Source organism: Halobacillus sp. ABA4_118 (assembly GCF_056160205.1).
Genome location: NZ_JBSWWS010000001.1, coordinates 1094764 through 1107929 on the forward strand (window position 1 = coordinate 1094764; position 13166 = coordinate 1107929).

General features: G+C 47.8%; 10 protein-coding genes. 1 reads left to right on the forward strand and 9 read right to left on the reverse strand.

Annotated elements, in window-relative coordinates:
- Positions 1-15 precede the first annotated feature (15 nt).
- The 9 genes from ACXAGL_RS05400 to ACXAGL_RS05440 all read right to left on the reverse strand — a co-directional run bounded on the left by ACXAGL_RS05400 (position 16) and on the right by ACXAGL_RS05440 (position 11288).
- On the reverse strand, positions 16-1542 hold the full coding sequence (locus ACXAGL_RS05400) for a BCCT family transporter (protein ID WP_474969828.1): 1527 nt from the start codon (positions 1540-1542) through the stop codon (positions 16-18).
- 130 nt (positions 1543-1672) lie between these two features.
- Positions 1673-1840, reverse strand: a complete 168-nt coding sequence (locus ACXAGL_RS05405) for a hypothetical protein (RefSeq protein ID WP_474969829.1) — start codon at positions 1838-1840, stop codon at positions 1673-1675.
- 48 nt (positions 1841-1888) lie between these two features.
- Entirely contained in the window at positions 1889-3376 is a 1488-nt protein-coding gene (locus ACXAGL_RS05410; RefSeq protein WP_474990245.1) for a phytoene desaturase family protein, read from the reverse strand.
- Between the two features lie 188 nt (positions 3377-3564).
- Positions 3565-4812, reverse strand: a complete 1248-nt coding sequence (locus ACXAGL_RS05415; protein WP_474969831.1) for an aminopeptidase — start codon at positions 4810-4812, stop codon at positions 3565-3567.
- A gap of 170 nt (positions 4813-4982) precedes the next feature.
- On the reverse strand, positions 4983-6872 hold the full coding sequence (locus ACXAGL_RS05420) for an ABC-F family ATP-binding cassette domain-containing protein (protein WP_474990247.1): 1890 nt from the start codon (positions 6870-6872) through the stop codon (positions 4983-4985).
- 133 nt (positions 6873-7005) lie between these two features.
- A complete protein-coding gene (locus ACXAGL_RS05425) occupies positions 7006-8472 on the reverse strand; it encodes an alanine/glycine:cation symporter family protein (RefSeq protein WP_474990249.1) in 1467 nt (488 codons plus the stop codon).
- A gap of 217 nt (positions 8473-8689) precedes the next feature.
- Positions 8690-9211: an acyl-CoA thioesterase gene (locus ACXAGL_RS05430; RefSeq protein WP_027953351.1), complete on the reverse strand. Its 522-nt coding sequence runs from the start codon at positions 9209-9211 to the stop codon at positions 8690-8692.
- A gap of 53 nt (positions 9212-9264) precedes the next feature.
- The gene (locus tag ACXAGL_RS05435) at positions 9265-10605 is read right to left on the reverse strand and encodes a sensor histidine kinase (RefSeq protein WP_474990251.1); all 1341 of its coding nucleotides are present in this window, start codon (positions 10603-10605) and stop codon (positions 9265-9267) included.
- Complete coding sequence (locus tag ACXAGL_RS05440) at positions 10602-11288, reverse strand: response regulator transcription factor (protein ID WP_474990253.1); 687 nt, start codon at positions 11286-11288, stop codon at positions 10602-10604. Before ACXAGL_RS05440 ends, ACXAGL_RS05435 begins: the two co-directional genes overlap by 4 nt.
- 181 nt (positions 11289-11469) lie before the next feature.
- Here ACXAGL_RS05440 and ACXAGL_RS05445 point away from each other — a divergent pair, with 181 nt between their 5' ends.
- Positions 11470-12618 (forward strand): S1C family serine protease, encoded by a 1149-nt coding sequence (locus ACXAGL_RS05445; protein ID WP_474970819.1) that lies wholly within the window; start codon positions 11470-11472, stop codon positions 12616-12618.
- Positions 12619-13166: the final 548 nt, after the last annotated feature.

Genomic DNA, 13166 nt, shown 5'->3' on the forward strand with positions numbered 1-13166 from the left:
CCACCTTTTTTATCTTTATTTTTTTGAAATCCGTTGTTCCACAGCCATGATCTTCGCCACTTTCGGCGCCAGCCAGATCATAGGAAGCAGAAGGAGTGACACAGGAACGGCAGTCACCACAATAAAGTTCTGCAGCTGTGTAATTCCGCTGTCTCCTGTAATCAGAAGAATGACAGCAATCGCTCCCATAAGCACAGCCCAGAATACACGGAGCCATGTCTGCGGGTTACCTTCTCCTGTCACGGCCATAGCAATGGTGTAGGACATGGAGTCAGACGTTGTCACAACGAATAGAATCGTCAGAATCAAGAAGAGCGGTGATACGATTTCCGCCAGTGGGAACTGTCCGGTAATCGCAAACATCGCTGCCGGGTTTCCTGCCTCATTCAAAGCGTTTGAAACCGATCCCGGATTCTCCATTTCGAAGAATATTCCAGATCCACCAAGGACAGTAAACCAGAACGTTGAAATAACCGGAGCGAATACAGACACCGCTATGATAATTTCACGGATCGTACGACCTCTGGAAATCCGGCTGACAAGAATGGCCATCATTGGACCATACCCGATAAACCAGCCCCAGAAGAAGACGGTCCATAGAGATAACCAGCCTTCATCCCCGCGGTACGTACTCATAGGAATGAACTGATCCACATAATAACCAAATCCAGATAGGAAATGGTTGATAATAAAGCCGCCGGGACCAAAGATGACGATGAAAATCATTAGTCCAAGAGCAAGACGGACGTTGAAACTACTCAGCATCTGGATCCCTTTATAAAGTCCGGACACAGCTGAAATCGTAGAGACAAGAACGACAACCAGGATGATTGTAAATTGCGTACTGAATGTATTAGGAATTCCGAAGATTTCCTGCAGTCCATAGCTGGCCTGCAGACCAAGGAATCCGATCGGACCGATTGTTCCTGCTGCCACGGCAATAACAGCAAACGCATCAATCATCGTTCCGAAGAAGCTGCTCCGAAGCTTTTCACCAAAGATTGGATAAAGCAGGGTCCTCGGCTTCATAGGCATCCCTTTTTGATAGTGTCCGTACATCATAACGACAGCACTGATCGTACCTAAAATCGCCCAAGCAAGAAAGCCCCAGTGCATGAAGCTCTGAGCAAGTGCAGGATCAATTGCCGCTTCTGTGCCCGCTTCTACTCCGGACTGAGACGGCGGTGCAGTAAGGAAGTGCCACATCGGCTCAGCAGCAGCCCAGAAGACGCCTCCGCCGGCCAGTAGTGTAGCCATGATAATTGAAAGCCATTTATACAAACCGATTTCCGGTTTATCCATATTACCCATTTTTATTTTTCCATATTTAGAAAATCCAAGCCATATACCGACGAAGAAGGTCGCCAGCATCAATACCTGCCAGAACGCACCAAAATAAGTGGCTGACCAGGCAAAACTTTCACTTACAACTGTTTCTATAAACGAAATGTCGATAAGAGCAATAATCACGAAGAGTGTCAATAAGCCTCCACTGATTGCAAATACAGGCCAGTCTATCCGGCCTTTCGATTGTTTATCCATTTTGATCTCCTTTTGATAATGGTGTTACTTTCTCGGAGGAAAGCACAATAACTGACTCTAACATTACCCCTATTATGGTGTAAAGAAAAATCTTTTATCCGGCCGATGAAAAGGTCACTATTGTGACCTTTCAATCCCGTACCTCCACTTTGTGGTCTTCCTGCCGGCGCTGACATTCCCTGCAAAGATTGATGTCTTCCTCTGCCCCGGAAACGAGCGGCTTTCCACAGCGTGAGCATTCATCGTGACGGTTGGGGTTTGCTCCAAAGATGTTCATCTCATATCCGTCGCCCACCATAGGACCCTCTCCTTTTTCGTATGCTGTTCTTTGTATTCCCAACGTTTTTCATTTTAGTCCTTTTGCGGCCTGTTTTGCTGCCATTAACCCTGAAAGCGTTACGCCGAGTGTTCCGGCACCCGGAAAAACGGTATCCCCGCACTGATACAAATCAGGGATGCCGGTTCTTATCGAGTAACTGGACAGCCAGCTGTATTTTCCAGCAGGTGCATAACCGCCTACCTTCCCATCTTTACGGCGCAGCCATTTTTGAAAAGTGACGGGTGTACCCGGCAGGACAAGGTCAAGCTGATCAGTGAACCCTTCAAAATAGTGCTCCACGGTCCGTATGAGTTTCTCCTTCATCCAACGCTTTTCGGCTTCATAATGGCCGGACTCCCACCAGGGAGAAATGTCGGTATGGGTGGACAGGGTGAACGAACGCTTCCCTTCGGGGGCCATCAAAGGATCCTCCGGGTCCGATAATGACAATAAGAACTGTCCGCCATTATGGAGGTCATCCGGATGATCGGGATCGATAAACTGATGGTACAGCACATCCGTATTTTGGAATACGTCTGTGTCTACACCGCCGTGAATAATATACGCCCCCCAGGCTTTCTTTGCTGTTTCTTTCCGGGGACGAATATAGGACTGTGAGCTGAGGTCCTCTGTTAACGTGTCATGAAGGTTGTGAACAGAATTGTTCAGGATGACCTGACGGGCTTGAAAGGTGGAATTCCTTTTGGAATGAAGGATAAACCCTGCCTCTCCTTTTTCTATGGAGTGAACCGGATGCCTCATGAGAATGGACCCGTCATGCTCCCGAATATAGGCAGCCAGTTTATCAGCAGCTTCAGCAAGACCACCGTGGACGGCAAAAGCACCTTTATGAAACGTTTGAAGAGCAGCAAAACCTAAAAAGGCAGGACATTTTTCTACACTCGTCTGTACACTGTCCATTAATTCACCATTTAAAAACGTCCTAAACATGCGATGCTGATCCAGCCCATGTTTTTTAAGCCGGTCCTCCACGGTTTGTGTCATATAGGGAAGCAGCCGGAGAGAATTTTCATTCACAAGCGTCAGAAGCTGTGCATAGTCTCCCCATGTTCTTGGAGGAAACACCGGAAGCTTGTCTGTCAGCTGATCCACCAGATGTCCTACTTTGAACACTTCATCATAGAAATTCTCAAACGTGCTCCCGGGTCCTTCAAAAACCCGGGCCATCTCTTTATACCAGTCATGCCGGTCACGGTAATAATGAATGATGCGATCCGGAAGGTGGACATCCATAATAATATCCAGCTTTTTCATTGACGGTTTCTCAATCCCCAGCCGTTCAAATAAGCTGTCCAGTAAACCTCCGGGCTCAAACCCCATCCCAACGGTAGCACCGGATTGAAAACGATAACCGTTCCTCTCGAATTTACCCGCGCTTCCGCCCAGTTCGTTGGACGCTTCAAATACGACGACCTTATACCCTCTATAGGTTAAATCCGCAGCGGCTGCCAGTCCCCCGAAACCAGCACCCACAACAGCAGCATCATAGATCAAATCGGCCACCTCCTTTTTTTATTCATTCCCCTAATCGGCCGATGTTTAAAAAGAAAGCAGCCGATTCAATATCACTACCGAATCAGAAGTTATTCTAAGATAATCTTTTTACACATTATGGATGGTATTTGTGAACAGGAAGAAACAAAAAAAGACAGCCGGGACGTCCCCGGCTGTCTTCCTATTCATTATTCAAACGTAATCGCCCAGCTGCCTTTTCTCATGACGGCTTCGGTCGTACCGTCTTCAAGCACACCGTCGATATCCAGTTCCCCGGATCCCATCATGAAGTCCACGTGGGTGAGGCTGTGGTTGACACCATTCTGATCTAATTCTTCCTCATTCATGTCGGAACCGCCCTGCACGTTATTCGGATACGCTTTTCCAAGCGCAAGGTGACAAGATGCGTTTTCATCATAAAGGGTGTTATAGAAAATCAGTCCGGATTGAGAAATCGGTGACTCATGAGGCACGAGAGCGAGTTCACCAAGGTGACGGGAGCCTTCGTCCGTATCCAGCAGGTGTTGAAGGGTTTCGCTTCCTTCTTCCGCCGTAAAGTCCACCACTTTTCCTTCTTTGAAAGTGAGAGAGAAGTTATTGATGACGTTCCCACCGTAGTTCAACGGCTTCGTGCTCGCCACTTTCCCATCGACACCGTATTTGTGAGGAGCTGTGAAAACTTCCTCTGTCGGCATGTTCGGGTTAAATGAAATATCACCTTCTGCCGTTTTGGCCGGTCCGCCTTTCCAGACATGTCCTTTTGGAAGCGCCACTTCAAGATCAGTGCCCGGCGCTTTATAAATCAGCTTCTGATACTGTTTCTTATTCAAATATTCACGGGCGGTGATAAGCGTATCATTATGCTTTTTCCAAGCGTCCACCGGATCTTCCTGATCCACACGGACGATGCTGAAAATCTGCTCCCACAATTTCTCCACAGCTGTATCTTCCTCTTCCCCTGGGAAAATCTTCTTCGCCCACTTTGGAAGAGGAATACTGATGATCGACCATTGGATCCGGTCGTTCATCGTGTAGTTACGGAATGTGGACATCGCCTCTGAGCGTGCTTTAGCAGCAGAAGCTACTTTCCCAGCATCAATCCCTTTCAAAAGATCCGGGTCCGTGGAACGGATGGATAGGATGGCTGCTCCCTGCTCTGCAAAATACGTGTATTTTTCCTGCTGCCATTCCGGTACGTGGGAGAGTGTTTCTTGATCCGCGTGCTCATAAGCCATGCGTGTCAGCTCATCGTCTCCCCAGTTAATATGTACATCCTTGGCTCCCATTTCAAACGCTTTACGGGCGACAATACGAGTGAATTCCGCCCCTTCAATGGTGGAATTGATCATTAAAAGCTGATCGTTTTGAAGATTGACGCCTGTACGAAGCGCCAATTCTGCATATTTTTCGAGTTTATCCATACTTGGCATTTTCATCTGTCTACCTCCTATATTTAAACAGTGTATCCGTATTCATTATTCCACAAAAAAACGATGACTACAAAACATATGAAAGGAAGCGGGACAGGGTCGGATGGACCACTGCCCTGCATATATGAAAAAGAAGGCGCACGTTCTTTCAAGGTGCCATCCTTTTTCTCTGAACATTATTCAAGCCCTTCAACTATGAGGGAGAGCTCTTCCCAGCGTTCCATTTTCTGCTCCAGCTCCGCCTCCGCTTCTTCCTGTTGAGCGGTAAGCTCCCTGACCTTGTCATAATTGGAAGCCTCTTGAGCCAGCTGGTCATTTAACTCTTCGATCTTCTCTTCCAAAGCGGCAATATCGTCTTCAATGGTCTCCCATTCCTGTTTTTCCTTATAGGAAAGTTTCCGCTTACGGTTCCCTCTTCTCGTTTCCTCCTGGGCGGACGGCTGTTTATTTTCCTTCAAAACCGTCTGCTCCTCTTTGACAGCTTCCAGGTACTCGGAATAATTTCCATAGAAACGACGCAGTTTTCCACGCTGTTCAAACGCAAGCAGCTGGTTTACGACGCGGTCAAGGAAATAACGATCGTGGGAAACCGTAATGACGACACCGGGGAACTGCTCCAGATAGTCTTCCAAAACGCCAAGGGTTTCTGTATCCAAATCGTTCGTCGGCTCATCAAGAAACAAAACGTTCGGTTCACTCATCAGGACGCGCAGCAAATAAAGGCGCCGGCGTTCTCCACCGGAGAGCCTCTTAATGTAGGTCCACTGCTGCGGTCGTGGAAATAGGAAACGTTCGAGCATCTGCTCGGCGGTAATCTCTGTTCCGTCTTCAGTCCGAATGACTTCTGCCACTTCTTTAATGTATTCAATCACTTTCAAGCTTTCATCGAGCTCTCCGTGATCCTGTGTGTAATATCCGATCTTCACGGTTTGGCCTGTGTGAACATTTCCTGCGTCCGGTGTAATCCGTTCCGCCATAATATTCAGGAGGGTTGTTTTTCCAGATCCGTTGGGACCGATGATCCCAAGCCGCTCTCCGGGGACGACTAAGTAATCGACGTCCTCCAGCAGTTTATGGCCGCCGTAACTGTGGGTGACCCCCTGTAGTTCGATGACCTGATTCCCAAGCCTTGATGAGCCGATAGCCATATCAACATTTTCTTTTTTCGTGTGGAAGGTCTCTTCTTTCATCGCTTCCACCCGCTGAATACGCGCTTTCTGCTTTGTAGATCTCGCTTTCACTCCAGCTTTCAGCCAGGCAAGTTCCTTACGCATGGTATTTTTATGCTTTTGTTCAGCCTGCAGTTCCCACGCTTCGCGTTCAGCCTTTTTCTCAAGGAAGGTTTCATAGTTTCCCTCATACGTATACAGACTGCTTTGATCGAGTTCATAGATCAGGTTCGTTACTCTATTCAAGAAGTACCTGTCGTGCGTCACAACCATAAGAGCCCCTTTGTAGGAGGAAAGGTGCTCCTCCAGCCACTCGATCGTTTCATTATCCAAATGGTTGGTCGGTTCATCAAGCAGCAGAAGATCCGCCGGCTGAATAAGCGCCTTGGCGATGGCCACCCGCTTTTTCTGACCGCCCGACAACTCCGATACTTTTTTATCAAAGTACGTGACGCCGAGCTTGGAAAGGACGGTCTTGGCTACAGTGCTCGCTTCCCAGGCCCCTTTTTCATCCATTTTCTGCTGCAGGTCGAGCATCCGCTCCTGGACGCCGGTGTCCTCCGGATTTTCAGCAAGTTCCAGCATGACCTGCTCGTACCTGCGCATCAGCACCATAATTTCAGCTTCCCCGTCATAAATATGTTCCAGAACCGTCTGGCTTTGGTTGAATTCAGGGTCCTGTGGCAGATACTCCACTGTGAAATCCTTCGCATGATCCATATCGCCCTGATCCCCTGTTTCCATACCGGCCAGAATTTTCAGCAGGGTCGATTTTCCGGTCCCGTTCACACCGATCAAGCCGATTCTCTGCTGGCTGGATATCGTAAAGGATAGGTCATCAAATAAATCTTTATCTCCATAACTTTTACTCAGTTGATTGACTGATACTACACTCATTACGCTCATTCCTTTAATAAGAATCTGCTCCTATCATATCACACCGGCCGCTTCTGCTGTGGAGGATAGGGTCTGGGAAGGGAAGAAAAAAGCTGTCGACAGGGCATCGCCCGTCCACAGCTTTTGTATCAATTTATGCGTCTTCCTTCTCAGAGGACTGGTCTCTTCTCCAGTATTCCATTCCGTCTACACCAGGCAGGTGATCCTGATAAAAGACAGGGTCTTTCCCAGCTTTTTTCTGTTTCACATAGTCATTGAGAGCTGCATAGGCCACCGATGACAACCGGAAAATGGCGTACAGGTTGATTAAGGCCATGATTCCCATCGTTAGATCCGCCAGTGACCAGACAAGGTCAAATTCAGCGACAGCACCGAACATAACCATAGCCAATACCGCAAGACGATAGATGAAAATGGTGCTTTTACTCGTTTTAATAAATTCGATGTTCGTTTCTCCATAATAATAGTTTCCAACAATTGAACTAAAGGCAAATAGAAGAATGGCAATAGCGATAAATACCGCTGCCCATGATCCAAGCTGGGATTCGAAAGCTTCCTGAGTCAGCTGGATGCCATCAAGGGAGGTGTTTTCATAACCCCCGGCAAATAAGATGATGACAGCTGTAGCACTACAGATAAGCAGCGTATCCGTGAACACACCAAGCGTCTGAATCAGTCCCTGCTTGACCGGGTGGGTCACTTCTGACGTAGCCGCTGCGTTCGGCGCACTACCCATACCGGCTTCGTTGGAAAACAGGCCGCGCTTAATTCCAATCAGAATCATACCGCCGAAGGTTCCACCAGCGATTTCACGGAAGCCGAACGCCCCTGCGAAAATCTGGCCGATCATTTCCGGTACTTGAGCAATATTGCCGAACAGGACGTAGGTGGCAAGAATGATATAGAAGATCGCCATTATCGGAATGATATACTGCGTCACCTGGGCGATACGCTTGAGTCCACCAAAGATAATTAAAGCTACGAAAACGGTCAGGATGGCCCCCATCAGCCATTTATCAACATCAAAGGAGTTTTCAAAGGCAAGCCTGATCGTATTGGACTGCACAGAACTGAATACAAGACCGTATGTAAAAGTGATGGTAACGGCAAAGACAATCCCCAGCGTCCGGTTTTTTAATCCTTTTTCAATATAATAAGCCGGTCCGCCTCGGTATTGGTTTTTATCCGGAACCTTATAGACCTGGGCCAGGGTGCTTTCGATAAAGCTTGAAGCTCCTCCGAGGATAGCTACAATCCACATCCAGAAGACCGCACCAGGTCCTCCGACAGTAATAGCCGCAGCGACACCTGCCAGGTTTCCTGTACCGACACGGGATGCCGTACTAATAGCGAAGGCCTGGAAAGGAGAAGTTCCTTTCTTTCCTTCTGCCGAGATCGACCGTTTATCAAACAAGACACGGAACATCTCGGGTATGTAACGAAACTGTGCGAATTTCAGACGTATTGAAAACCATAAGCCCACACCCAGTAAGGCGGCGACAAGAATGGTCCCCCACATCCAGTCATTCAAAAAGGATAAGACTTCCTGCACACTGATCACTCCTATAAAATGTAAATGTTTTCCTGTTTTAACACACATATTCCCTTATCATAAAGGAAAAAAACATGAATAAGTTCAACTTTTTTATTTTATCATACAATTGGATTCCACCACTACTGCCTTTCCGATGAAAGGATCCCCTCCCGCAGCAGGATGTTTCCGTTTCGAAAGTCCGGTATCTTACAGAATCCAGCCGAAGTTATGGAAATGCGGGTATTAAAAAACCAGGAGAAGCGCTGCCTCTCCTGGTCTAGTATTAGGAATTCCTTAGCCATGGAAGACTCGTGCCGAATTTCTCAGCGAGTTCCTTGGATTCCTTCCGACGGCTTTTCCGGTGCTCATGACGCTTCTGGGCGTGATCATGAAGCCACTGTTCTTCCTCTGTCTCCGGGTACACCGGCGGTACTGGTGTCGGGTCATTGTTTTCATCAACAGCCACCATGGATAGAAAAGCGGTAGTGCATACTTTCCGTTCTCCTGTCAGCAGATTTTCTGTGGTTGCTTTCACGAATACTTCCATGGATGTATTATGCGCCCATGTCACAAAGGCTTCAAGGCAGATCGTATCGCCTTCAAATACCGGCTGAAGAAAGTCGACAGAGTCAGTGGAAGCGGTGACCACCGGTTTGCGGCAGTGCCGGACGGCAGCTATTGCAGCCACGTCATCAATGTAAGCCATCAGTTTTCCACCGAAAAGGGTTCCGTGGGTATTCGTATCCGGAGGAAGTACATGTGAATTTTTAACGGTCAGTGAATCTATACAAGGTTTTGCATCCATATCTTTTTCCTCACCTTCATGTGGAATCGTTCTCTGAGATACATTATATCATGTTAGAAAAGCTCGTCTTTCCTTTGAAAACGGATTTCAAAAACGGCTCCTGGTTGATCATCGCGGTTATAGGCCTTGATGGTCCCTCCGCTCCTCTCGATGATAGCCCGGGCGATAGCAAGACCGAGCCCCGTTTCCCCTTCTTTCCCTTTGATGAACCGCTCAAACATCTGCGGGAGAAGTGCCTCTGGAATCCCTGTGCCATCATCTTTGATTCTGACGTGCATCTGTTCGGCTTGCGTTTCGATTTCTACAGTTACATGATGGGTTCCATGACGGACAGCATTACTTAATATGTTGATGACTGCTTGGAGTATACGCTCTCGATCTACAAACGAATAAAACGAATCGCCGCCTTTCAAGTCAATGATCATATCCTTATCGTTCGCAAGCGGAATGAGTCTGTCTTTCGCTTGTATGACTACATCAGTGATATTTGTCTGTTCAGGATGGTAGACATCTTCACTGCTGTCGAGCTTAGCAAGCAGAATCATTTCATTGACGATCTTTTTCAGCCGTTCCGTTTCACTGACCATGACGTTCAATCCTTTTTCCGCCGCTTCTCCCTGGAAAATACCGTCCCGTATTCCTTCTGCATAGCCTTGAATCGACATGAGAGGTGTTTTCAGCTCATGGGAGGCATTCTGGAAAAACTGTTTCTGGGAATGGATGTAACGCGCAAGCTCCGCAGCCATGTGCCGGACGCTCTGCTCGACTTCTTTGATCTCCCCGGAAGCCTGTACCTGTTTAACATCATCGAACCGTCGTTTCTCGATTTTTTTTACTTCCTGTTTCAGCTTCGTCAACGGTGTAACGAGCCTCCACGTTAAAATGTAGCTGACAATCAAGGCGAGAAGGAGGCCGATCAGAAAGACCATGATCATCCGGATCGCAAATACGGACTGGACCGCCTGGAGATCATTCAGCGGGGTCGCCATCACAAGAATCTGACTGTTTCCAGCATTGACTGGGAAATCATAGACCACATACTTCTCCCCTTCACTCTCCCACACTTCCTCCCCTTCCAATTCTCCCTCATACCGCTCCATCCAGGAAGCAGCAATAGCGGCCGGCATCGTACGGAACAGGATTTCTCCATTGTCGCTGTCGAACAATAAAATGGGATAATTGCGGTCCTGAATCAACTGGGATAACTCCGGTGTACGGTCTTCATCCTGGTCATTAATCAAATCAATTAAGAGCTCCGCCCTGCCTTTCAACTGGCGCTGTTCATCTTGAATAAGCATATCCATTAATAAGGAATAAACGAAAAAAGCTGTAATGGACATAACGATGATGATTAACGCAGTGAAGGCTGCATTCAATTGATAGAGCAGCTTCATGAGGACTGATCCCTCAACCTGTAGCCATGACCCCAAACGGTTTCAATCGGCAGTTCCTTCATCTTCTTCCGCAGTCGTTTGACCAGATCATCGACGGCTCTGTCGCTGCCGTAATAATCATCGCCCCATACTTTAATAAGAAGCTCTTCTCTTGAGAACGCCCGGTTTTCCTGGGAAGCCAGAATGCGGAGCATTTCAAACTCCTTTGTCGTGACTTCCACTTCCATTCCCTTGAAATAGGCCCGCCTTTCGGCTTCACTCAATTCAAGCTCGCCGGCCTTGATCACATCGATCCTTTCTTCTGAAAGAGGCTTCATCGCTTCCCACCGCTTCAAGTGTCGTTTCACCCTCGCGACCAGTTCCCGAGGACTGAAGGGTTTCGTCAAATAATCGTCACCACCAAGCTCAAGGCCGAGAATTTTATCGATTTCTTCATCTTTGGCAGAAATGATAATAATCGGAACTTCTGAAGTCAGTCGGATTTTCTTGCAGAATTCATACCCATCCATGCCTGGCAGCATGATATCCAGCACCCAGAGGTCCGGAGACGACGCTTCGAATATTCCCCAGGCCTCTTCCGCCGTTTCCACGCTGATCACTTGATAGCCTTCTTTCTTTAAGTAGGCTTCTACTATATCTCTGATGTTTGGATCATCTTCCACCAATCCAATAAGTCGGTTCATCACGTTTCCTCCTGGTTTTTTCTTTTATTCTCTCACATTTTCAGAACTTCCTCTTCCATTACACACTTTTTACACATTTTCTCCAAAGTCATTCCATAAGTCATGCCTATAATAAGAATTGTCAGAGGGAAACACCAAAGACATACCAGCAGATCTTCACGAAAGGGGCAGCCGTTACTCTATGTTGGATGATGATAAGAATGTAAGCAGAAAGCAGTATAAACGTTCGGGGATGGCCTTCAGCGTCCTCGGTGCCATTATCGCTGTTTTCATCGTAACGACGGTCTTTCAATGGAAAGGAATTTCTATTGAAATCAACACCGAAGAGCCGACAGCACAGGCTGATGAAGTGAATATCGGACAGAACGAAGAAGATGTCACTCAAGCAGTGAATGAGGTTTCTCCGGCAGTCGTTGGTATAAGCAACATTCAAAGTTCAGCTCAGGGAACACAACAGGCCGGCACAGGTTCCGGGGTCATTTACAAAGAAGAAGGTGATCAGGCATTTGTCGTCACCAACCATCATGTTATTGAGAATGCTTCAGCTCTTGAAGTCATCCTTAGTGATGGGACCAAAGCAGAAGCCGAATTAAAAGGCAGCGACCCATTAACAGACCTGGCCGTTTTACAAATAGATAGCGAACATGTCGAGAAAGTTGCCGATTTAGGAAATGCCGGTGACGTAGAGATCGGCCAGACAGCCATAGCCATCGGCAACCCACTGGGCATGGAATTCGCAGGGTCGGCCACTAAAGGAATCATCAGTGGATTGAACCGGAATATTCCGGTGGACATCAATGGTGACGACCAGGCCGACTGGCAGACCGAAGTCATACAAACAGATGCAGCCATTAACCCGGGCAACAGTGGTGGTGCGCTGATTAACCTACAAGGTGAAGTCATTGGTATCAATTCTATGAAGATCGCCCAGGCCGAAGTCGAAGGCATTGGCTTTTCGATCCCTATGGACGCCGCCAAACCTGTCATTGAAGACTTAGAGACCAACGGTGAAGTACAGCGCCCCTATATGGGTGTTTCCCTGCAGGATGTAAGCCAGATTCCAAATCCTGTTCTGGAAAGCGAACTGGGTTTACCAACTGATATCACCCACGGCGTCCTTGTCCAGGGCGTCGAGCAAGGTTCCCCTGCTCAAAAAGCAGGACTGGAACGCTACGATGTCATCACCGCCATCGACGGGAATAAAGTAGACTCGCTCATCCGTCTACGGCAGTATCTCTACAGCCAAGCACAGAACGGAGATACTGTAGAGCTTGAAGTGTATCGGGACGGGACCCCAACCACCGTCCAGCTCACACTGACCTCTCAGTAAGTATTGAACAGATATGAAGAATACGGATACGAACAGAAAATACGGAACAGTCAGGCCTTGTTCATCGGAACCCAACCCCTATGCCGGTGAGCAGGCACGGCCGTTTCAGCAGCCAGCCAAAGTAAAGTGGAGCCTCTGCTTCCGAAAAAGACTAACCTCCTTTTTCAGAACAGAGGCAGGTACAGAAACGACAGGCCGGCCGGTGTCACCAAACAGCTGAGATCCCCCCCCTCCTACCCTGTTTGTTTGATGCCTGCCGCTCCGTCCTTTCTATGATCGAAGTAAAACCAAATCAACCTCTCTCAAAAAACCCCTGCACACGGTGTGCAGGGGTTTTTTTCAGATATAAAGGAGAAGAAGCATCGTGTTTTTCAAGCACCATTAGAAAACCATCAAAAATCTTATAGTGAACATGCTCTTTCCCGTCTATGATTTTTCCATACGAAGGGAGATAACCTTATCTTGATTAAAAGCCCGATGCCCACCTCGTCATGTATGGAGCTCACAAGGAACGTTCGGTGGTGACGCCTGCGGGAACAGCACGAGCT